Origin of the sequence: Sporosarcina sp. FSL K6-3508, assembly GCF_038615825.1 — a bacterium.
Taxonomy (GTDB): domain Bacteria; phylum Bacillota; class Bacilli; order Bacillales_A; family Planococcaceae; genus Sporosarcina; species Sporosarcina newyorkensis.
This window is the reverse complement of record NZ_CP152016.1, coordinates 758,065-780,883: the sequence shown is the minus strand read 5'-3', so window position 1 is coordinate 780,883 and position 22,819 is coordinate 758,065. Positions and strand designations below refer to the sequence as shown.

The 22,819-nt window shown below is 42.9% G+C and carries 18 protein-coding genes; 2 read left to right on the top strand and 16 right to left on the bottom strand.

Translation table 11 applies throughout. The features are described 5' to 3' along the window. Positions 1-102: 102 nt before the first annotated feature. The 3 genes from MKX97_RS03615 to MKX97_RS03605 form a co-directional block, all read right to left on the bottom strand. The gene (locus MKX97_RS03615) at positions 103-2,748 is read right to left on the bottom strand and encodes an MMPL family transporter (RefSeq protein ID WP_009765953.1); all 2,646 of its coding nucleotides are present in this window, start codon (positions 2,746-2,748) and stop codon (positions 103-105) included. Between the two features lie 3 nt (positions 2,749-2,751). Further along, positions 2,752-3,198: a MarR family transcriptional regulator gene (locus MKX97_RS03610; RefSeq protein ID WP_340758333.1), complete on the bottom strand. Its 447-nt coding sequence runs from the start codon at positions 3,196-3,198 to the stop codon at positions 2,752-2,754. A 160-nt stretch (positions 3,199-3,358) separates the two neighbouring features. Further along, positions 3,359-4,396, bottom strand: coding sequence for a putative sulfate exporter family transporter (locus tag MKX97_RS03605; protein ID WP_040758394.1), 1,038 nt, complete (start codon positions 4,394-4,396; stop codon positions 3,359-3,361). Positions 4,397-4,505: 109 nt separating this feature from the next. On the opposite strand from MKX97_RS03605, the gene MKX97_RS03600 reads away from it, so the two are divergent. Continuing rightward, positions 4,506-5,429, top strand: coding sequence for a LysR family transcriptional regulator (locus MKX97_RS03600; protein WP_342537477.1), 924 nt, complete (start codon positions 4,506-4,508; stop codon positions 5,427-5,429). Positions 5,430-5,452: 23 nt separating this feature from the next. On the opposite strand, the gene MKX97_RS03595 is transcribed toward MKX97_RS03600, so the two are convergent. The 6 genes from MKX97_RS03595 to MKX97_RS03570 all read right to left on the bottom strand — a co-directional run bounded on the left by MKX97_RS03595 (position 5,453) and on the right by MKX97_RS03570 (position 14,923). After that, entirely contained in the window at positions 5,453-7,270 is a 1,818-nt protein-coding gene (locus MKX97_RS03595; RefSeq protein WP_340758331.1) for a sodium:proton antiporter, read from the bottom strand. Between the two features lie 137 nt (positions 7,271-7,407). Next, on the bottom strand, positions 7,408-8,715 hold the full coding sequence (locus MKX97_RS03590; RefSeq protein ID WP_342536981.1) for a globin-coupled sensor protein: 1,308 nt from the start codon (positions 8,713-8,715) through the stop codon (positions 7,408-7,410). Between the two features lie 192 nt (positions 8,716-8,907). Then, a complete protein-coding gene (locus MKX97_RS03585) occupies positions 8,908-11,010 on the bottom strand; it encodes a methyl-accepting chemotaxis protein (RefSeq protein WP_342536980.1) in 2,103 nt (700 codons plus the stop codon). Positions 11,011-11,244: 234 nt separating this feature from the next. Then, positions 11,245-12,363, bottom strand: coding sequence for a virulence factor (locus MKX97_RS03580; RefSeq protein WP_040758398.1), 1,119 nt, complete (start codon positions 12,361-12,363; stop codon positions 11,245-11,247). Between the two features lie 29 nt (positions 12,364-12,392). Next, the gene (locus tag MKX97_RS03575; RefSeq protein ID WP_078817183.1) at positions 12,393-14,267 is read right to left on the bottom strand and encodes an ABC-F family ATP-binding cassette domain-containing protein; all 1,875 of its coding nucleotides are present in this window, start codon (positions 14,265-14,267) and stop codon (positions 12,393-12,395) included. 125 nt (positions 14,268-14,392) lie between these two features. After that, positions 14,393-14,923 (bottom strand): DinB family protein, encoded by a 531-nt coding sequence (locus MKX97_RS03570; protein ID WP_246602493.1) that lies wholly within the window; start codon positions 14,921-14,923, stop codon positions 14,393-14,395. A 473-nt stretch (positions 14,924-15,396) separates the two neighbouring features. Between MKX97_RS03570 and MKX97_RS03565 the strand changes: the two genes are divergently transcribed. Next, positions 15,397-16,767, top strand: coding sequence for a YjiH family protein (locus tag MKX97_RS03565; RefSeq protein ID WP_342536979.1), 1,371 nt, complete (start codon positions 15,397-15,399; stop codon positions 16,765-16,767). 636 nt (positions 16,768-17,403) lie between these two features. On the opposite strand, the gene MKX97_RS03560 is transcribed toward MKX97_RS03565, so the two are convergent. From MKX97_RS03560 to MKX97_RS03530, 7 genes are all read right to left on the bottom strand, one after another. Beyond that, entirely contained in the window at positions 17,404-17,745 is a 342-nt protein-coding gene (locus MKX97_RS03560; protein WP_245799462.1) for an antibiotic biosynthesis monooxygenase, read from the bottom strand. Next, positions 17,736-18,164: an ankyrin repeat domain-containing protein gene (locus tag MKX97_RS03555; protein WP_342536977.1), complete on the bottom strand. Its 429-nt coding sequence runs from the start codon at positions 18,162-18,164 to the stop codon at positions 17,736-17,738. The genes MKX97_RS03560 and MKX97_RS03555 overlap by 10 nt, the downstream gene beginning before the upstream one ends. After that, positions 18,130-18,945 carry an ABC transporter ATP-binding protein gene (locus MKX97_RS03550; RefSeq protein WP_078817178.1) on the bottom strand — a complete coding sequence of 272 codons (816 nt, stop codon included), beginning with the start codon at positions 18,943-18,945 and terminating at the stop codon, positions 18,130-18,132. The genes MKX97_RS03555 and MKX97_RS03550 overlap by 35 nt, the downstream gene beginning before the upstream one ends. Beyond that, entirely contained in the window at positions 18,932-19,966 is a 1,035-nt protein-coding gene (locus MKX97_RS03545; RefSeq protein ID WP_078817177.1) for an iron ABC transporter permease, read from the bottom strand. The genes MKX97_RS03550 and MKX97_RS03545 overlap by 14 nt, the downstream gene beginning before the upstream one ends. Position 19,967: 1 nt before the next feature. After that, positions 19,968-20,942, bottom strand: coding sequence for an ABC transporter substrate-binding protein (locus MKX97_RS03540; RefSeq protein ID WP_078817176.1), 975 nt, complete (start codon positions 20,940-20,942; stop codon positions 19,968-19,970). Positions 20,943-21,291: 349 nt separating this feature from the next. Further along, positions 21,292-22,062 (bottom strand): iron export ABC transporter permease subunit FetB, encoded by a 771-nt coding sequence (gene fetB / locus MKX97_RS03535; RefSeq protein WP_078817174.1) that lies wholly within the window; start codon positions 22,060-22,062, stop codon positions 21,292-21,294. Next, complete coding sequence (locus MKX97_RS03530; protein ID WP_078817173.1) at positions 22,059-22,805, bottom strand: phosphate ABC transporter ATP-binding protein; 747 nt, start codon at positions 22,803-22,805, stop codon at positions 22,059-22,061. The genes fetB and MKX97_RS03530 overlap by 4 nt, the downstream gene beginning before the upstream one ends. Between the last annotated feature and the right edge of the window lie 14 nt (positions 22,806-22,819).

Below are 22,819 nucleotides of genomic sequence, written 5' to 3'. Positions count from 1 at the left end.
TCCTCTGTCATACCACCTTTTAAGACAAAATAGTAAAAACCGTTCGAAAAGTCATGTGAAAACGACTTCTCGAACGGCCTGATTTCTTCTTTACAATTTTATTCAACCTCTAAACGGCCACCATACTCCGCGACCGAATGAAACCGTAATTGCCGGAATCAACAATGGCAGAATGATCAAGCCATACAACAGCAATCCCGAAATCACAATCGTCGCGATCTGCACTAGACTTAATACTCCAGAAGGCATCATCGCTCCAAACGTACCGGCTAAGATAACAGCCGCCGTAATGATGACTGTTCCCATCTTCGCCATCGAATGCATAAGAGCTTCCTTCGTTTTCATCCCACCGATGCTCTCTTCGCGGAAACGATCCAGCAAGAAGATGGAATAGTCCACCCCCAGCGCAATCAACATGATGAAACCGAAGAACGGAACTGCCCAACTGATACCATCATACCCAAGACCATTTACGAAAATGAGCTCCGTAATGGAAACAGCTGTATAATATGTTAACAGCAATGAACCAATCATATAAAGTGGCATAATTGCTGAACGGAACAAAATGAACAGCACGATGAACAAACCGACTAGCATAATCGTTACCGTGCGTGTGAAGTCGGCAGATGAAATATCATCCAAATCTGAGTTCATACTGGAAATCCCGCTAAACGCAAGCTCCGCATCTTCGAAAGGAGTCCCGATTACAGAGCGTTTGACTGTATCCTTGATATCATGCACTGTCGAAATCGCTTCACGAGAATATGGATTTTCTGTCAAAATGACTTCCATTAAAATTCCCTTTTCCTTATCGAATGTATAGCGATCGATAACCGGCTTGAACTCTTCGTTTTCAAGCGTGCCGGATGGAATGAATAACCCTGTATCCCGAACACTTTTCGTGTCGCCCATATCATTCAGCATTTCAGCAAGCTCATTCAAACCTTTGCTGACTTCAGCCAAACCATCTTTAGCGGCCTTCACACCGCCGGACAATTCTTTCAAACCACCGCTGAGTGCACCAATTTGTGAACCGCCCTGATCAACTTGGGAGGCTGCGCCAGCAATTCCCGAACTGATTTTCTCAAGTTCTGTACTAAGGGCATTTAATCCGCCTGTTGCTTGTGCGGCAGGCATTCCCTGCTGCAATCCGCCGGCAATTTGCATAAGCTGCCCATTAATTTGCTCTACACCGTTTGCTGCTTGGCGTAGTCCATCTCCGCCTGCGGAACCGGCTGGCAACTGCCCACCAATTTGATTTAATCCGCCTTGTACACTGCCAAGTCCTTTACCGATTTCATCCAATCCATCGGTTGCTTCATTTAATCCATCTGCCATTAAGGCAATTTGATGATCTACATACAAGTCTTCCAACAACTCGCCTGTCGGACGCGTAACCGTACGAACGCTTTTGACGCCTTCTACTTTTTCTAAGTCGCGGGCGATCGCTTCCAGATATGTCACATCGCCTTCCTTGACGATCGGAGAATCTTTTCTCAGCAATACTTGCACCGGCAATGAATCCCCTTCTCCAAGCGCCTCGGAAATTAGATTCAATCCTTTAACCGATTCTTTGCTGCTGTCGATTTCATCTACTGTATTGAAAGACAACTCATTATCATAAGTCAATAAAAGAGGAATGGTAATGACAGCGACAACCAGCATAGATACGAGCGGACGCATAACGGATACTTTACTGAACGCAATCCACAGTTTACTATCTTTATGAGACGCTGCACCTTTAGATGGCCAGAATAATTTATCCTTCAATATCGACATCAATAACGGTACGATCGTATAGAGAATGACCAGCAGCACTGCGATTCCGACGGCTACAGCCACTGCTGATTTAAAGATCGGGAAATCTGCAAAACCGATTGCCGCAAAACCAATAAACACTGCGAGCGCACTGATGAACAATGTGCGGCCAGCCGTCTTATACGTGTTAACAATCGCTTCTTCCACTTCATGCCCCGCAAGTAACTCTTCCTTGTAGCGACTCAGCAACAGAATACAATAATCCGTACCTAAACCGAACAAAATAGCCACTAAGAAGATTTGAGTGTAATTGGATACCGGAAAACCGAACCAATCGATGAAAAATGCCACAAAAGATTGGCTCAATAAATACGTAATACCGACAGCCACCAATGGAACAAACGGCGTGACGATTGAACGGAAAACGATGAGCAATAAAGCGAAAATCAATACTACTGTTATCAGTTCCGTCTTTTTCAGTCCTTCTTGCGCACTTTCATTGACGTCATCATTAATAATGGCTTCACCAGTCATATAGATGGTCTGGTCTTTCGGCAATACTTCCGTTTTAATTTGATCTGCCAACGTGATAATTTCATCCTGTGTCCCGTCGACTGTAATCGGTACTAAGACTGTTTTCTTATCTTCAGAAACGAGCTGGTCTTCCATCTCTTCACTTTCAAATGGGTCCAGCACTTCTGTTACCGTTTTGCTGAGATCCTTGATTTCTTTCGCTGTCGCAGAAATTTCTTTCTTTTTCACTTCATCTGCTGCTTTCTCTAGCGGATATACGAGTGACAACGTTTCTTCTGCTTCACCTGCAGCCTCCAACATTTTTGCTGCTTTTTGCGAATCAGCGCTGTCGAGTAACTGGAACGATCCGGCATCTTCCGCCTGCTTCGCCAAGTCAGGAGCTGCTATGAATAATACAGCAGTCAATATAATTAAACCGATTGCTATCGGCCATTTAAGTTTTAAAACGGTTTTCACACATTACATCCCCTTCATTACTAAAATATCTTTGAGCTTACGGAAGGTGCCGATGAATTGTTCAAGCTCTTGTTCGTCAATCCGATCTTTGAATAGACTTTCGATACTTTCATAGACTGCTTCATTTGAGGCAGACAATATTTCATTGCCTTTTAGTGTCAATGAAATACGGTTCGTGCGCTGGTCGTTCGGATCTTTCTCCGATTTGACCAGTTCTTTCTCCACCAATTTCTTCAATCGAGTAGAAATGGCGCTTTTATGCACGCCTTGGATTTCTGCCAGCTGTCCGCTCGAGAGATTTCCGTAGGTGGAAAGAATCTTCAATACTTGGATTTGCTCCGGCGAGTATTCTTTCCATATAGGAATGTTAAGATTTTTGACAACGTGTTCCGTACCATAGATTATTACTTCTTCAAACAGCTCTACAGCTTCTTGTAATTGCTCTTTCAAAATAGTCCACCCCCTAAACTAATAATATTAGTTTAGGGGGTGGACTAAGTAAAGTCAACTAATTCATCATATTCTTGTAGAATGTTTTCAGATTACGGTAACGCAAAAAAGTCAGGTTGAAGAGAATTCTCTTCTCGCCTGACATAATGGATATAATTTTTTAAACAATAAAATACACAATCACGGATAACAAAACTGAAGTAACAGCCATAGCCGCCAGTGGACGCATTGCCCGGTCACGCAAGTCTTTCAAGCTGACATTCAACCCGAGACCCACCATCGCCGCCGTCAACAGCCAGGTCGTTAGAACCGAGACGCCTTCCATCACGCTATCTGATACAGGGATTGAATGTCCGAATACGTAGCTGCCGAGAATGCTTAGTAGGATGAATCCAACTAAGAACCACGGGAATTCAATTTTTGCATCGGCTTCATCTGTCCCTTTGTTCTTGCGTTTCATCAGATAGATGAAGATGAAGCAAAGTGGAACCAATAGGAACACTCGCCCCAGTTTAGCAAGCAATGCAATCGCAAGGCCATCTTCCCCTGCTGGAGCGCCTGCCAATGCTACATGTGCCACTTCATGAAGGCTGATCCCTGCCCACATTCCATACTCTATGGAGTCGAGCGGCAAAATCGGACGAAGTATTGTATAGCCGATGGCGAAAATGGTCCCCATCAATGCTATGATTCCAACGCCGATTGCCGTGTCCTCGTCTTTCGCCTTAATAATTGGCGCGACTGCAGCGATGGCAGCAGCGCCGCAGACACCGGTCCCAACACCAAGTAGCAATGAAATATCTTTATCCGCTTTAAAAATTTTCGCAAGCCAGATCATCATAAAAATCGCGAAAATAATTACACCGGCATCTCGTACCAATAAACCTAAGCCGTCACTCAAAACGGTATCAATGTTCAATTTCAATCCGTATAAAATAATGGCCGTACGCAGCAATCGCTTAGATGAAAAAGCAATCCCTGAACGTATTGCTTCCGGATAGCCAAAGAATTGGCGATAGGCCACCGCAATGATGATCGCACATGCTAACTGGCCAATATGGTCAAAACCAGGTAGTTTTGCTAATAAAAATCCTAAAAGTGCTATAAAAAATGTAAATGCCACTCCACCTAGCCAGGCAACCCACTTTGACGGTTGTTGTGGTGCTTGCTGCTTTTGAGTCTCGTTTGCAGTAGTCATGTCGACAACACCTCCTATAGTCAGTATACGAAAATGCTCGCTATAAGAAAAATAACTATTTATAATGATCATGATAAGTAATTATATATATGAGAAGGAGTTGCTACCCATCGACCATCAATTGCAAGTATTCATTGCCGTAGCGGAACGTAAGAATTTTTCTAGAGCGGCTGAAGATCTTCACATGACGCAACCTGCTGTCAGCCAATATATCCGCTCCTTCGAGGAGTCGATCGGAGTCCGGCTACTCGAGCGCACAAATAAATATGTCCGCCTGAATCGGGCTGGTGAAATCGCCTATCATCATGCAAAAGAAATAGTCGGCCTCTACTCCAAAATGCATAATCTAGTTGATGATTTAGCCAATAAAGCGAGCGGATCATTAACCATCGGAGCTAGTTACACCTTTGGAGAGTACGTCCTCCCCCATATCTTGTCCAAGCTCGTCGCAGAATATCCTTCCATCGAGCCTTCTGTGACAATCGGGAACACAGCAGATATTGCAGAGCTAGTCATCAGTCACCAACTGGACGTTGGACTAATTGAAGGTCACTTCAAGGAAGCTACACCTTTACAAAACGAGAACTTTGCAGAAGATGCCATGTACGTCGTCGCGTCTCCTATTCATCCCCTAGTCAGGAAAAAGGGGCGACTATCCATCGGCGAATTATCAAATGACCTATGGCTGCTGCGCGAGGAAGGGTCAGGCACACGAGAAGCTGCCGAAATATTCTTCTCACAATCAGGATTTCGGCCGGCACGCGTCATGCAGTTCAGCAGTACCCAGCCAATCAAAGAATCCGTAGAAGCTGGACTCGGCATCAGTCTGCTTTCGCAATGGGCCATCCAAAAAGAACTGCGTCACGGAGAGCTCAAAACATTACCTGTCAAAGGCACTCCTTTTAAACGCAATTTTTCCATTGTGACCAATTCGCCTTTTCAGACAAAAGCATTGCAAGTGTTTATTGACTTATTGAAGAACAATGAAGATCTTACCGTTTTAAATCAAAAAAACTCCACCAACATGAAGTAAACAGTCGGTGGAGTATAAACCCCTTATCTATTTGCAAATACACTTTCCTTCAATTTCAGGGCAACTAGTTGATCACCGGGATCTAAAGAAATCTTTCTTTGCAAAGTGGAAAATACAATCGTTTTATTCCTTTTCATTATAAATAATGGTGTGGTATTTTCAGGAAGGATTTCTTTGGTCCCTATATCCGATTCAGGGACTTGCCAATCAAGTACCCCGATCTCATAATCGGTATTAATTTTGCGATTTAATTCGGGAAACGTCGCACCCTCCTGAAATAATAGATGTGCTTTTAATGAGATGGGAAGTTCCGACTTACTCATTTGATGACTAGGTGCCGCAGTCAGGGAAAAGGTATTGTTGAAACCAAACTCCGGTGCAAAAGACTGTGTAATCAACGCATTATAAGAAGCGTCTCCTGTCATCGATAAGATCGTATCGTAAGGTGCCAAGTCAATGGAAAATCTCGAACGTTCAGATAAAATCTGGCCGGTAAACGTGGAGATTCCCTTTTCAACAGCTGGACGCAGACGCCCCTCTGAAGGATCCACAATCAATACGGGAATGTTCATCTCCTTCAACTGTTCAGCCAATCCGATAGAAAAACTGCTGGCTCCGACGATCAATACGCCCGGCGGTTCATTGCTGGCCAAATTCAACTTTTTTGCCAACGGACCGAGGGTAAAACCATGAGCACAAACTGTAATGAATACGAGAGCAAACGTCAGTGCGGTCAGCAAGGAGGCTTCTTCGTAACCATCCTCTGCCAGAGTTGCAGCAAAATACCCGGCAACCGTCAAGGCGACAATCCCTCTAGGAGCAATCCATCCGATCAGCAGCTTCTCTCGCCAGACCAATTCTGTTCCTATGGTGGAAAGCCAAATCGACACGGGGCGTACAAAGAACAACATAACGAGCACAAACCCGATAATCGGTAAAGTGAAAATCTGAGCAATTGTTTCTCTCGCAAGGGATGCGGTCAATAAAATAAAGACTGTCGATGTCAGCATGACGGAAACATTCTCAACAAAATGACCGACATTTCCAATTGACGAAACATAACGCTTGCTCCGACCTAATACGAGACCCATAACCGTCACAGCAAGCATTCCCGTTTCATGCATGATGACTTCTGCCATCGTAAAACAAAGCAAGACAAATGCCAGAATAACGGGAGATTTTAAGTACTCCGGAAATTGACCTTTATTCGCCATAATACCGATCAAGGTCCCCATCACCAATCCGAGAAGGACCGCAAGCCCGGCGCCACCAAAGAAATTCAATAAGTAATTTAGTGATAAATTCTCATTCGTCAAAACCTTGATTACTTCGTAGGCAAATAATGCTAGCAATGGGCCGGCCGGATCGACAATAATTCCTTCCCACTTCAGTACCGCTGCAGTCCGGGCTTTTAATTTCGCATTCCTCAACAACGGGATAATGACGGTCGGCCCTGTCACGACAAAGAGACCTCCTATAATGAATGACACTTCCCATGTGAGTCCTGCAATGAAGTGCGCAGTAAGTGACCCCAAAATCCATGCAAGAAATGCACCCATTGTGACAACTCGAAAGACAGATTTAGAAATATCCTTAATCTCCCGTACATCCAAATTGGAACTGCCTTCAAATAAAATGATAGCTACTGCCAGCGAAATCAACGGACTATAGAGCTCACCGAGTGCCAGTTCGGGATTGACCAAGCCAAGCAGCGGACCGATGAGCAGGCCGGCAATTGACATAATAAATATAGAAGGCCATTGAATACGCCATGCAAGCCACTGAGAAAAAATTCCAAGTGCTAAAATGGACACAACACTAATTAGTGCTACTTCTTCCATACAAACACCTACCCTCATTCACGAGTCTTTTTATCAGTTCAGTGTAACAAATGATAGGCTATATACCTAACAGAAAGAATAGAAAAGATTTCTCATCCCGCTCTTCGTATTCTTTAATAGTTTGTCCTGTTAATTTCTTAAAGATCTTCTGCCAACTGTATCAAATCATCTGACGAGTGAGCAATCGCTCCCACCGCTTGATTGATTTCTTGTAGAATTTGCACAGTACTCTCAACGGAATTTTTGGATTGTTCACTTTGCTCTTTCATACCTGAAACAGCTTGTATGATTTCATTGTAGGAATTTGTCACTCGTAGATTGCCGGCAGAACTTTCTTGAATCAACCGTTTCATTACTTGTACAAAATTGGACATGTCGTTCATATTCGTATTTGTTTCTTCAATCATAGCTGTGACAGTACTGATCGCTTTCTTTGTCTCAACAGATAAATTGCGTACTTCTGCCGCCACCACAGCAAACCCTTTACCATGTTGTCCGGCTCTTGCTGCTTCAATCGCCGCATTCAATGAAAGGAGGTTCGTTTGATCGGCAATGGACGTAATGAGCGTTACTACCTCACGTATATGATCCGTAGACTTGTATAGTGCTTCCATGCGGTCCATCAGATCTGCCGTAAACTCTACTATCTGTTCAAATTTTTGTGACTGCTGATTCACCAATTCTTTGCTGGCAAGCGAAGTCGTTTCCGTGTCCGTAATAAACGACAAGCTATGAACCGTCATTTTTTCAAGAATTTGCGTTTTATTATAAAGTTCTTCTGAAGAAGCACTTGTCTGCTCGCTGACCGCTGCCAACTCTTGGGCAGTTCCCAATACCTTTTCCTTAACAATAATTTTCGATTCTTCAGCCTTTTGTCGATTTTCCTTATTTACATCTTCGTAAGCATCCAACACCAATTGCTGTTCAAAATTCAATATCTTCATGAATGCACGCAATGTCCGAAATTGCCTTTCCCTCGGTATGTCCAGCTGTTCAATGAAGGTAAAAAACTCATCGCAAATTACATCAAAGGCAGCCAAGTACCACTTCGATTCAAGGCCGATATGCACATGAACCTTCGCGATGGTTTTCCGCTGTTCCAAATAAGCTTCATCAATCCGACCATCGAATATCGACAGTAAATGTCTGTTCAATGACGCTTTCAAACGCTCTCTGCTGCTATGATTGGAGATAATCTTATTCAATTTCGGTTCTGCATCCAAGGCTTTATAAAAAGCATCTACCATAACAGGCAGGATAGGTTGAACTTGATCTTTAATAGACAGAAGGAATCCAAGGTCATACTCCGTGAAATTAATCATATCCATTTGCTTTTTCACAGAAGGAGAATGATCCAATTGAATAACTCCAGTAATACAATCCAATTTAGTTCCCCTCGCTATTACTTCTGCCTTACGTTTATCTTTCTTAAATAAATACACCATGCCATTTATAACCCCTTCTTCCGAAATATCACTCTAAATACTTTTCACTATATAAGTTGTTCATTTTACCATACACCCACCACCTATTCTATTCCAATCCCAACTTCCTGCAATATAATTTAATTCCGACTTATTAACAGATTTAGTCAAAAAAAGCAGAGACGGAATTTTTCCGTCTCTGCTTTACATAACTTAAGATAGCTTAAATCGCTCCACAACGCCTTGGAGTTCTCCAGCAATTTTATTCATTTGAGTTGTCGAATTCGCCACTTGCTCGAGTTCGTGTTGTTGTGCCGCGGACGATGCACTCACTTCTTCAGCTGAAGCCGCTGTTTGTTCTGAAATAGCAGATACATTTTGAATGGCGAGGATTGCTTCGTCTTTATGCTCCATCATTTCGGTCAGCTCTTCTGACAACTCCGCAATCGCTTCACGGATTTGCTTCGTGATCTTAGCATTTCGGATAAATGATTCTTCCGTATCCGAAACGGATTGATTCTGACCTTCCATCAATTCCATGCTCTTGTCAATCACTTCCACCGTTTGTTCAGACTCTACTAAAATCTCTTTTACGGTTTCTTGAATTACCTCGGTTTCAACACGTGATTGTTCCGCCAGCTTCCGAACTTCATCCGCTACGACCGCAAAACCTTTCCCGCTCTCTCCTGCTCTTGCTGCCTCAATACTTGCATTGAGTGCGAGCAAGTTAGTACTTGCCGTAATATCATGTAAAGTTTGGATTACTTGATTGATCGACGATATCTTAGTAGATAGCGTTTCAATCTGAAGTTGAACTTTGTGATTCATATCATTGGCGGATGTATTATGGTCGCGTAATTTCTTCACTTCACCAATACCATCTTCCGTAGCATCAGAAGCTTGTCCAGATAAATTGTTCATAGTATGGAACATTTCATTCAAGTGTTCCATACGATCAGCCAAGTCGGATATACGAAGACTCGTTTGCTCTGTATCTTCAGACTGACGTGACGCACCTTGCGCAATTTCATCGGTCGCTACTGAAACTTCCTGATTCGCAGCTACAAGCTCTTCAAATGCGTGTGTTACTTGAGAAGATGAGTCACTCAATTGGGTAGATGACTGTTGCACTGTTCGTATCGCTTCATTCGTTCGTTGCAGCATATCGTTATAAGCCAATGAAACGGCACCAATTTCATCTTGCCGTACCGAATTTTCATCGACGAGCACCGTCAAATCTCCAGCCGCTGCTGTTTCCATTGAATGCTGCAATTCCCGCAATGGACGTAATTGTCGATAAATGAAAGCGGTAGAAGCCGCTGCCATGAGCAACACAATGACGACTGCCGAAATAATCGTGATCCACAAAATTGAATTGAACGTTTCCAAGATTTTCGATTTAGGTGTTACTGTCTGCACTGTCCATGTTTCATCAATATCCTTTAAAGTAATAGGCGCAAACGCGTTGAAGGCAGTTTCGCCTAAACTCTGCGAATCAACGTATAGATTCGAAAGTTCGCCTTTGTCCATAACTTCTTTGACACTAGCCCAATCAATGGAATCCTGCATATTGGCGCCGTTCATTTCTTCTTTCAGGCTATTTGCTGTTACATCGCCATTGTCTGTAATAACCGATGCATAGCCTCCGTCAGGTTTAATCGAATTTACCAAATCTGTTAAGAAATCAATGGATAAATCGGTCGTCAACAGACCGAAATAAGTACCTGCTGAATCAAGTAATGGCACAGAAATAGTTGTCATAAGAATCGTTTGTCCGTTTGTATCGTATGCATAAGGTTCCGTCAGAATCGCACGCTGTTCTGATTTCGGCACTGTATACCATAAGTTGGCTTCCGGATCGTCCATCCCGCTTAGAGGCTCGACACCGATTGTTGACCCTTCTTTAAAGGTATACGGAATGAATTGTTGATCATCATCCAGTAGATCCTGTGGTATTGCATCTTTATTCGCAATGGCTGCTTGATTGATGACAGCTGCCATTCCTGTTGCATCCTCATTATTTTGAAGGTTGTTCTTGATGATTCGAATGACTTCATCCGCATGAAGATCTCCTTCTGCTCGCTGGGTTTCCAAAACATGTTTAGTTGTTCGCAGCATTTCATTCGTTTCCTTTAGCTTTTCACTCAAAGCAAGCGAACTCTTATTTGTGCTTTCCATTGCAAATTCTTCCGCATCACGCAGGCTTTGCTTATGTAACATGACACTTGTGACGACCGAATACACTAAAAACAATAATAAAAATAATGCAATGATTAACCCTGACAGCCGCATCGCAATACTTCTAGATTTTTTCACTTTATTAGGACCTCCTAGGTAAATATACAGTATTATTACAGTATACCTTTAGTCCTTGTTAAAAGAAAGGGATGAATAGTCAAATTTTAAAAAGAATAGGCAAAAGTAGCAGAGGAACCATCCAAACCAGCTGAGTACCGCACAATCCTGTCAACCTAGTAAAAATAGATGAACAAAACGCTCTCTCATACAAAAAATGAGCTGCCAGAAATTTTCTGGACAGCCCTTTATTCCTTAATTTCGTTCCGTCATCTGGCGCCAAATAGAACCTTTAGCTTCCTCGCCTTCTTCAATGCGGGCAATCGCCATGCGCACTTGCAGCTTCACTTCAAATTCCGGATCATTTTCCGCTTCATGTAAAGCAGGCAATGCGTCCTCCGTACCAGTTTCATATAAGAACATTGCTGCACGCCAGCGGACGAGTTTGTTTTTATCTTTCAATAAACGAATCGCCGCAGGTTCGAACCCAACATATCCTAGGTCGCTCATACAGTCTGCTGCCGTACGGCGAACCGCCCAGCTTTTGTCTTCTAATGCTTTTTCGATAAACGGAATAACCGATTCATCTTCAATCATTCCGAGATAAACCGTAGCGAGACGACGGATTGACATTTTCTCGTCTTCAAGTGCAACGGACAATACTGGATAATCGGACGCATCCGGGTCCGGCATTTGGTCTAATAGCTGGAAACGTTTTTCCCATTCAGGAACAGTGAACTCAGCGAGCGTTACTTTTTGGCCTCTAACTTTTGTTTCATCATCGGCTTTTTCAGCTTTTTCTACCAGTTCTTGCAGACGTTTTTCTGGATAAGCTGCTTCCAGTTCCTGCGCGACTTGGTCTCCCACTTCTTGCAGTTCACCGTAACGAATGCCATAGTCCGCCCATTTTCTCAATAAAATATAGTTCTCCACTTCGGAGTGGTGTACAGCTTCCATTGCGTTGACGAAGCGTTCACTCAAACCGAAACGCACTTCCGCATCGCTGTTGAAAACTTTGACTTGCAATGGAATGTCCTTATATGTCTGTACATGAACATATACTTCCCCGTAGTGTTCATCTATTTCCATGTCTCCCGATTGTTCCGTTACATCGCCTTCTTCATTTAAAACAGCGCGCACTTCTGCGAGTATAGACTCCCAAGGGACATTGCCGATCCGCTCGACTGCCATGAAATCCAACACATGATAAATTCCTTTCACACCTTGGATTGCCAAGAGTGAACGGATCGGTTCAGGTGCTTCAGTTTCATCTTTCTTTTTATAATTATGACTCTTCCCTTCAGGTAATGCAGTATCCATGATGATTTTCATCGAATTGGGACTAGGTGTCGGTTCAATTGCTTTTATTTTCAACGAAATCTCCTCCATCTACTCTTTCTTTCTTAGTCGGCTAATTCCTGTAAATACGACCAGCGTTCGATCAGCTCTTCATATTGTGTATTGAGCTCTGTCAACTGTTCATCGAGTAAGCGAAGCCGATCGTAATCAGATCCCGTTCCTGCCATTTCTTGTTCGGTCGCTGTGATTTTTTCTTCAAGTACTTCTATATCCGACTCAATGGTTTCCCATTGCTTCTTCTCCGAATAGGTCATCTTCTTTTTCTGTTTTAATTCTTCTTGAGGCTGCACTTCTATTTTCTTCGGTGCTTTTTCCTCTTTCAATGGAGTCTCCTCCAAGAAGTCGGAATACAGACCGAGCCATACATTTATGTCTCCTGTCCCATCCAATACCCAAAGCTTTCGTGATATACGATCGAGGAAAAAACGATCATGCGAGATGGTAACGACGACGCCAGTAAACGTATCGATAAAGGATTCTAAGACAGACAGTGTCTCAAGATCTAAGTCATTCGTCGGTTCATCTAGCAGCAGGACATTCGGCTGCTCCATCAAAAGCTTCAACAAATAGAGCCGTTTTCGCTCGCCGCCAGAAAGCTTCCCAATTGGCGTACCATGTGAAGAAGCCGGAAATAAAAATCGCTCCAACATTTGTGTAGCTGATAATCGTGCGCCGCTTCCATCTTCTATATCATTGGATGTTTCACGGATATATTCAATAATTCGCTGATTTTCATCCATTGGCGGAATATGCTGATGAAAATGCGCAATCTTCACCGTCGCTCCTCTTTCGATATTACCAGTATCTGGTGCAATGGTACCTTCCAACATCTTAAGAAGTGTTGACTTACCAACACCGTTCGGACCGACGATGGCAATTCTGTCTTTTGCCTGTAAAATTGCGGAGAACGGATGCAAAATCACTTTTTGTCCAAACCTTTTGGTAATATCATTTATTTCCAGAACTTTCCTACCTAGACGTGAAGTTTGCAGATCCATTTCTAAATCTAATGAGGAGTCTGTCTGTTTCACTTTTTCTTCAAGTTCTTCGAAACGACCGATTCGTGCTTTTTGTTTGGTAGAACGCGCCTTGGCACCTCTGCGTATCCATTTTAATTCATTACGATAACGATTGCGGTCTTTCTGCTCAGACGCAGCGGCCATTTCTTCGCGCAATGCTTTGGATTCCAAGTAGTCGGCGTAGTTTCCTGTATGCGAATACAATGTTTGATTCGCCAATTCATATATATGGGTTGCTACTTGATCTAAAAAGTACCGATCGTGCGTGATGAACATAACGGCGCCTTGAATATTTTGCAGGAAGTCTTGCAACCAACGAATGGATTCCACATCCAAATGGTTTGTCGGCTCATCCAGCAACAATAGATCTGCCGGCTCGATTAGCACTTTCGCTAAAGCTACCCGTTTTTGCTGGCCTCCTGAAAGTTCGCCCATCTTCCGATCAAACATATCAATTCCAAGCTTCATGAGAATCGTTCGTGCCTGGGCATTCAAATCCCACCCACCTGTTGCGTCCATTTCATTTTGCAAACGCGTAAAACGTTCTTGAAGCTCAGGGTTTGATGAATCTGATGAAAGTTCTTGCAAAGCATGCTCATAATGAAGATTCAGCTGAATGATCGGTGCATCACTCTTAAACACTGTCTCCATCACTGTCAGTTCAGGATCCACAACTGGCTCCTGAGGAAGAAAGGCGATACGGAATTTATTCGGATGATCCGCTGCATAAGAATCCGCTTCCTCTTGTCCTGCCAGTATGGATAATAAAGTAGATTTACCGGTTCCGTTGATGCCGATTAACCCGATCTTCTCACCGCTTGTAATGGCAAATTCTACATCTTTAAACAAGGTTTTATCGCCAACCGTTTTGGTTAATTTTTCTACAACTAAATGACTCATAACACCACATCCTATCTTCAAGCTGCTATTCCTAGTATAGCTGAAAAACACTTCTATAGGGGACAACGAAAACCTGACAAAAGAAAAGAACTTGAGCCGAGTGGGGTCAAGTTCTTTCCTTTCTATTATTTAGACGATTCATAAAGCGGCGTGGGATTTGATTTCGCAAGATCCACTGCTCTTTTCAATTGTCTCAAATGGCGTTTTTCGTGGAAACCGACGAAACGGAACCACTGGATTAACGGTACGTTCCCGAAGACCGGGTGCTTGATGGACTTGCTGCGTAACTCTTCTTCAGTTGCCGAGTCGTAGATATCCAATAGAAAATTTCGAGACTGATGTAGACGTTCTTTAGTCTCTGAAATTGAGAGATACGTATCCGTCGGTTCTGTGTATTCCAATAAATAAGCCTTGATTAGAGGACTGGCCGATACACTGATCGGTTTTTTGAAAACCCGCGGACTGTCAGGGTTTTTCAATTCTTTGGCAATGTTTGTAGCAACTCGGCACTCCATTAATGCTAAATGTTCTACGATCTGCTTGGGAGACCAGCCGCCGCATGAGGGCGTTCCGTTAAATTCCTCATCTGTTAAGCCGTCGATCAACTGTAAGATGCGTTTACGGACTTTGATGTTTTCTCCAAAAACCACCAACATCCTCCTCCATTTCTTCCTCATAATCATTACTATTGAAATAGCATACGCTTTTTCCTATCAGATTTAAAGAGGGAACGGTTATATTTCATACTTGTAATAATGAAGAAAATTCATGGATTTCGAATGCTCTTTGAACTCTTGCAAAAGTGTACATTTGTATTGATTTCTAAATTGGTAAAAAAGGCAATAGCATGTATACAAAGAAAGCTCAAAGTAAAGGTGAAATCTGATGACCGGACATTTTGGCGAACTTCTTTCAGGATCCAGCCGTTGCGTAATGCACTTCATTCGGAACATATTGAGATGCAAATTCAACACTTCTCTGGAAGTTATTCCAAGCGAGCTTTTTATCAATTAAAGGCTGACCGCTAACTGAAAAATCGCACTTTAGCTTAAAGTGTTTACATTGGACGGATAAACAGTATAATGTATAAATATTCACTTTATACATCAAAGACAAGGAGAGAACTACCTTGAAGAAATATACCGCTAGTACGTGGTTTGTATTTTTGATTCCTTCCCTTCTCGGGATTATGCTATTTATGATTCCATTGCCATTTCAGGATGGCTGGAAAGTACCGATCGCCAAACTAGCCGACTTAATGGCAGGATCGCTGGAACCCGTTATCTCGCAGTTGATGATGGTGATGATCATACTCTCTGCATTAGGCTCCATCCTATTTTCATTCGTAAGAAAGGATCCTCAGCGTCCTTCATTTTTTGTAAATTTATTCAAAGTGACACCTTTCTGGACGATCACTCGCGTAATTGGTGCAGTGTTCTCTGTCATGGTCGTCTTTAAATTAGGACCTGAAGCCATTTGGAGTGAAAATACAGGTGGCTTACTATTGGCAAGTGACGGACTTGTATCCTTTTTGTTCAGTATTTTCTTCTTCGCGGGACTTTTGCTTCCGCTTTTGCTGAACTTCGGATTACTGGAATTTTTCGGGACACTGATGGTCAAGATCATGCGGCCTTTATTCAATCTACCAGGACGCTCTTCCATTGATGCACTTGCTTCGTGGATTGGAGACGGAACAATTGGTGTTTTATTAACGAGTAAACAGTATGAAGAAGGCCATTATACACAGCGTGAAGCTGCCATTATATCTACCACATTTTCTGTTGTATCGATTACATTTTCATTGGTCATCATCGATACGGTCGGAATGGCAGATTACTTCCTTCCATTTTACGGAACAGTAGTTTTAACCGGCTTGATTTTGGCTCTCGTCATGTCGCGGATCTATCCTTTACGTTCTATTAAGAATACATATATCGACGATCGGGAGTTTTCACTTGAAGATGAAAAATTGCCTGAAGGGACGAATGTATTTGCATTAGGCTTGGATACTGCATTACAGACGGCTTCAAAACAACGCTCCATTGGAAAAACCGTCAAAATGGGTTTTCAAAACGTACTTGACATGTGGTTTGGAGTCGCACCAGTAGTCATGGCTTTCGGGACAGTAGCTTTGATGCTTGCGGAATATACGAGCATCTTCCGAATCCTGGGTAAACCATTCGAATACATTCTGGAGTTTTTGAGAATACCCGAAGCAGCAGATGCAGCACAGACGATGGTCGTCGGATTTGCGGATATGTTTTTACCCGTTATTTTGGCAGAAGGCGTCATCACTTCGCCTGTCACATTATTTACCATCGCAGCAGTATCAGTCGTACAGCTCATTTATATGTCTGAAGTCGGCGGATTGATTTTAGGAACGAAAATTCCTTTGAACATTTTTGATTTACTAATCATTTTCTTGCTTCGCACCATTATCGCATTACCGATTATAGCAGGTATTGCACATTTATTATTTTGGTTTGTGGGCAAAGTATAAGAAAAGGGAAATATTCCTTCACATAAAATCAATTGCACTTATAGAGCTGTCACAGAAAGTCAGAAATGACTTTCCGTGACAGCTTTTATGCGTAATAGGACAATGAAATTAGCGTGAACGAACCAAACCATCATTGCACCGAACCATAGTTTCATCAGACCGAGCTAATACTCTTCTATACCTCACATTTGTTAGGCCAGACCGAACCAATGTATAACCAACACGCACCAAACTACCAGCGCAACGCACATTTCTATTGCCATAACCACTGCCCCATAAGACAAAAACTTTCCCATAAAAAAACAAGAACCGCTCAAATTGACATAGGAAAACTCTTTCTCAAACAATCCCGCCTGATGAATAAAAATAAAAAAACTGCCTTTCAGTTAAGAAAGGCAGCCAAATGAACATCTTGAAAGCAACAATGTCTTTAAATCCTTAGAATGTCCGCAAGTAAGGGAGGGTTGCGATTAGGTGAGACTTTGCGACATCGGCTTCCAAGTGTTTCCGCGATGTACAGTTATGCTGACGGTATCCCGAAAGCCATCTATACAGTCAGGTCTCTGTATAGATCGCATTCGGACTTTGATAGAGCGGCAGTTCTAGCATCCTATCTGCCGCCGCTACGTCAAAAAATTACTTCACTTCACTAATTTCGGCTGGTAAATGTTGTACTTTCACAGCAAATTTCGTCAACTTATTCCCCAAAATCGGACTTGGTTCAGTTGATGGTGCTTTCGATTCGTGAGACTTTGCATTCTCTCGGCTATTCAGCCAGTTTTGAAAATACTTCTCGTCTTCCCAAGTCGTGCAAACTTTCACTTCATCCTGATCTTCAGCATCCTGCTTCAATAGAACTTCCATTCGAATGAATCCTTCAAATGTGTGGACTGTTTTCGCTCGTTGAAAACGTGCAGTCACCTGTTCCCCTTTTCCTTTTTCCACAAAAATCGTATTCACTGCTGTCATCATTTGCATTGCACTGCCTCCTCTTTCATCGTCTGTAAATAGTCTACTACATGTTGCGCTTGGTCACCGCCTACTACCGCATGCCGCAATAATGGAATACCATGCGGACCTTTTAATTCTCGCCAGTCCGGATACCACTTCAGCATTGATTGGACAATTTCCAGTTCACCCAGCATAGCGGCTGCAAAAATATCCATACGTGCTCCTTTTGCTACTAAATACTCCGCAATATCCCGGTTTCCAGTATGCGCAGCAGCCCCCAACCCGCTCTCCCAGTCATCGCCACCCCAGTTCATCACAGCATGAACCAAATCAGGTTCCTTTTCAATCAACTTCTGTACTTCCTCAAAATTGCCATGTGTCGCAATTAAATATTGCCGTACAAGTCCTTGGTCAATTGGCTGTTTCTTTTCTCCCTCTGCTCTCATGACATTCTCCCTTTCGTAATTTACTAGGTGTGAAAAAACATTTCCCATTCTTCATGAAAATTTCCGCATCAATTTCAAAAATTGAATGGAACATGTCTTTGCACAAAACACATTGTGGAATACCATCGAACCGTACCCTTCCATCTTTCAATACGATCATGCGGTCACTATAACTGGCTGCTTGATTGATATCATGGAGCACCATGACAATGGTCATGCCGTACGACTCATTCAGTTCCGCCACAAGCTCCATCACTTCCAGCTGATGTGAAATATCCAAATACGTGGTTGGTTCATCGAGCAACAAAATTTTCGGACGCTGGGCAATCGCCATGGCAATCCAGGCACGTTGCCGTTCCCCCCCAGACAATGAATGCAATAGACGATTTTTATAAGCACCTAAATTCGTTACTTCAATCGCCCAATCAATGATCTCCTGATCCTCCTGGCTAAGTTTTCCATACGCAGTACGATGAGGATGTCTGCCGAATTCCACTAGCTCTCCCACCGTCACATCCAATTGGTGATCTTGCATTTGCGGAAGCATCGCCAAATTCCTCGCCACTTCCTGCGACTTCATTCGCTTCAGACGTTCTCCGTTCAGCAAAACTTCACCGCTACCTGGCGTAATCAGCCGCGAGATCAGCCTCAAAAAAGTAGACTTGCCTGAACCATTCGGACCGATCAGACTGACGATTTCTCCTTGTTTAATATGAAGATCGATAGACGATAATCCGAATGAATCCGAATGACGATAGGAAAGTTCTTCAGTTACCAGCAAATGAATCCCTCCGTTTTTGAATTAAGTACAAGAAGAATGGACCGCCTAGGAAAGACAATAAAATACCAACAGGCAACTCGATCGGATTAAAAGCACTACGGGCGATCGTATCCGCCACCACAACAAGCAATCCACCGCCTAATGCCGAAGCTGGCAGAAGGAACCGATAATCGCCTCCAACAATCGAGCGCATAATATGCGGTACGACCAAACCGACAAAACCGATCAAGCCCGAAACGCTTACCGCCAATCCAGCAAGCAATGTACTCAAAACAATTAAGAAAAATCGACTTCGTTCCACGTTATGACCGAGTAATTTGGCTACTTCGTCTCCTAACCGTAAAATCCGAATATGCTTGATTGAAAAGATTGCTAACACAAGCGCGGCAATTACGTAATAAATAATCATCTCAAATTGCACCCAACCGACACCCGCTATTCCACCGGCAAGCCATGGCAGGACCGATTGAACCCGATCGCTGTACAGCAGCATGAGCGCACTCATGAAAGCACCAATAACGGCATTGATAGCGACACCGACAAGAATGATTCGCAGCGGTGATGCCCCGCCTCTCCAAGATAATGCGTAAATAACGAGAGCCGTCACGAATGCACCTAAAAAGGCAGCGAGCGGTAAGAACATAATGTATGCCGGAAAGATGATCATGATGGTTGTCGCTGCTAGTCCAGCGCCAGAAGATACGCCGATAATTCCCGGATCTGCGAGCGGGTTACGCATGATTCCTTGTAATATCGCCCCGGATGCCGCTAAGCTGGTTCCGACAATCATGCCGACTAAAACGCGTGGAAAACGAAGTTCCCAAACGATTCGCCGTTCCATCGTATCCGTTGATTGAAAGATGCCATTCCAAATCTCTTGCAAAGAGAACGAAACAGGTCCGATCATCAAACTGGCGATAGCTGCGACCATCAGTAAACTGCCGCTCGTCACTAACACGATGAGACGTTTTCTTGCAAGCGGGTGCTGATCTTTTTTTGTTCGTTCGTGTACAGCAATCATCTTATTTAACCTGGCCTAAACTTTCTTTCATTACTTCAAGTGCTTCGACTACTTTCGTTCCGGGATTCGTGCCAAATAAATGGGAAGGTAGGACGACAACATTTCCCGTTTTGACTGCATCTAAGTTTTTCCATGCAGGGTTCTTCAACATTTCGCCTTCGAACGCTGTCTTGACAGCTTCCGGCTCACCATGCGTAATCAACATGACCATTTCTGGATTGCGTTCAATGATTTTCTCGACACTTAAGCTTGCATATTGTGGATATTTCTCTTCGTTCGGGAAATCACTTGCGATATTTTCGCCGCCTGCCAGTTCCAATAAGTTACCGGATAAAGAGTTTGGAAGGGCTGCCAAGTATGTACCGGGTGCTCCATAGACAAGCAGTGTTCTGACAGGATCTGCTTTCTGTTCAGTGTTTTTCTGGATTTCACTTGCAATCTTATCTTGAATTGTTTGTGCTTCTTTTTCTTTATCGAATATTGTTCCAAACAATTCGATTGTATTTTGAATATCTTCAACGGAATTAGCCGCAGTATAAACTATTTTCGTTCCTTGACGCTCCATGTTTTCTTCATGCTGTTTGAAGCTTGGTGCAGCAATCAGGACTTCCGGATTTATTTCTGCAATCTTCTCAAAATTTGGCTGATGTGGATTCCCGATTTCTGCAACTTGTTCAAGTCCTTCTACTGAAGGTCCCTGCACAGTCGGGCGTCCTGCTACTTCAATTCCCAGTGCCAGTAACACATCTAAATCGCCTGAACTTAATGTGGCGACAGAAGATGGAGTTTTATCAAAAGTCAATGTCTGACCTGTCAGATCGGTTACTTCAATACTTGGATTGCCTGTCACTTCTGGCTCTTCAGCCTTTATAGGAGCCGCAGCCAGTTTATCTGCTGCTTGATCTTCTTCTGCACCACATGCTCCTAAGACCAATAGCAACAGGAGAAGACCTGCTACACTTACTAGTTTCTTCATCTCTCTCCATACCCCCTTATTTTAATGAGAACGTTTCTCATTGCAATCATCATAAGTGATAATGAGAATCATTGTCAAATAGATTTATGATTATGATTCGTTTGAACTACGGATAGTTTGGTAGGTTTAATTGGTTAGGGGGTGGTATAGGGATGATGTAGTTTGTTTTTGTGATCACGTTGTTTAGTGCGGGAAGGATATAGTTTGGTTCGGTGATCGCATAATTTAAAACGATGATTATGTGTTTTGCTTCAATCCACACGAAGAATAATACAGCTGTCAAAAACATGACGGATTCAGCAGTAGTGCAGGTTTTTTTCTCGCTGAATCCATATGAATATTTGTTCATTTATTCATCTGAACTATCATTTCCTCTTTGGATCATCTGCATCCGTTCATTGAACAACGTAGGATACGAAAGCAAGCCTAGGCAGACACTTGTTAAAGCAGCTGTAGTTAATAACAAGAACACGACCAAGATTTGAAATTGTACAGCCTCCAAAGGATCTGCGCCTGCAATGATTTGCCCGCTCATCATACCGGGTAATTGCACAAGGCCGATTGTTTTTTGGCTCTCAATTGTAGGAATCATGCTCGCTTGTATAGAGCGGATCAATTGTCGATGAATGGCTTGTTTGGGAGTACCTCCAAGGGATAAAATCAACTCGCTTTCTGAACGATGGGTTTCCACTTCCGCTACGAAGCGGTTAAGGAAAAGTATAGACAGGACCATTGAATTTCCAATCACCATACCCGTCAATGAAATAATGTATTGAGCCGTCGCGGGAACAATCTTGAATCCCAGCAAAATACCTTGTGTCAAAACTTCTAATAGAACAAAAGTTACGATCAGCTTCCATGTGATCCCTTTTATTTGCTGGCCTTTTTTACGGGCGTTCTGAACAGCAGCGCCAATCATCAGGGAAACCATCAAAAAGATGAACAAATAACTTTCCGAATCAAAGACGAATTTTAATACAAAACCAACTAGCAACAATTGAACTGTAGAGCGTACCGTAGCAATAACCGTGTCTTTTTCCAGTTGCAATCCAAGTGTTTTGGATAGAATGATTGGAATGAAAACGAAGATTAACGTCAGCAGGAGGGCCGTCGTACTCATTTGAATTCCCCTCTCAAAAAGCGTTCTACAGATGGATCATCTGAATGTTGTAACGCAGAAGTATTCCCTGTCTGCACAAGTTGGCCGTCGATCATAATCCAAGCGTAATGCCCCATTCTCTTTGCCTGTTCTAAATTATGTGTAATCCATACAACCGTAATTTGATGGACTTCGTTAAGCTTGCGAATCAATTCCTCTACTTCGCGTAATGATGAAGGATCGAGTGCAGAAGTGATTTCATCAAGCAAAAGGATATTGGATTCATTCAGCAATGTACGCGCAATCGAAACTTTTTGTTGCTGTCCTCCTGACAAGTTGCGGCTATTGCGACGTAAGTATTTTCGATCAAGCCCTACTTGATTCAATATATCGGTCGCTTTTTCTTCACTTAATTCCTTGCCTTGCAGACGTAATGGCAATGACAAATTATCGTAAACACTGCCGTCCATCACTGGGGAATTCTGCAGAACCATCCCTGCTTGTCGACGCAATTGTATTGGTGAAATGTCTTGAAGAGGCAGTCCTTCCACATAAACTTCTCCGCTTGTAGGGCTTAACAATCCATTACACATTTTCAATAACGTCGTTTTCCCTGCTCCTGAAGGTCCGACGAGCGTAGTAATTCTATGTTTAGGAAATGAACCAGTCACTTCTTTGAGAATTTCAGTATCTTTCACTTTATACGAGACTTTTTGAAAGTGGATTGCAGGTTCATATAACCTAGTTGTAGTTTCAGATTTCAACCTAATCACCTTTT

What these genes read in the sequence shown, in the direction of transcription:
- MKX97_RS03595 (WP_340758331.1), bottom strand. Translation starts at nt 7,270, where the DNA reads ATGGAAGAAGTAGCACTAATTAGTGTTGTGTCCATTTTAGCACTTGGA.
- MKX97_RS03545 (WP_078817177.1), bottom strand. Translation starts at nt 19,966, where the DNA reads ATGATTGCTGTACACGAACGAACAAAAAAAGATCAGCACCCGCTTGCA.
- MKX97_RS03575 (WP_078817183.1), bottom strand. Translation starts at nt 14,267, where the DNA reads ATGAGTCATTTAGTTGTAGAAAAATTAACCAAAACGGTTGGCGATAAA.
- MKX97_RS03540 (WP_078817176.1), bottom strand. Translation starts at nt 20,942, where the DNA reads ATGAAGAAACTAGTAAGTGTAGCAGGTCTTCTCCTGTTGCTATTGGTC.
- MKX97_RS03570 (WP_246602493.1), bottom strand. Translation starts at nt 14,923, where the DNA reads ATGTTGGTGGTTTTTGGAGAAAACATCAAAGTCCGTAAACGCATCTTA.
- MKX97_RS03555 (WP_342536977.1), bottom strand. Translation starts at nt 18,164, where the DNA reads ATGAGAGCAGAGGGAGAAAAGAAACAGCCAATTGACCAAGGACTTGTA.
- fetB (WP_078817174.1), bottom strand. Translation starts at nt 22,062, where the DNA reads ATGAGTACGACGGCCCTCCTGCTGACGTTAATCTTCGTTTTCATTCCA.
- MKX97_RS03560 (WP_245799462.1), bottom strand. Translation starts at nt 17,745, where the DNA reads ATGCAAATGATGACAGCAGTGAATACGATTTTTGTGGAAAAAGGAAAA.
- MKX97_RS03590 (WP_342536981.1), bottom strand. Translation starts at nt 8,715, where the DNA reads ATGGTGTATTTATTTAAGAAAGATAAACGTAAGGCAGAAGTAATAGCG.
- MKX97_RS03605 (WP_040758394.1), bottom strand. Translation starts at nt 4,396, where the DNA reads ATGACTACTGCAAACGAGACTCAAAAGCAGCAAGCACCACAACAACCG.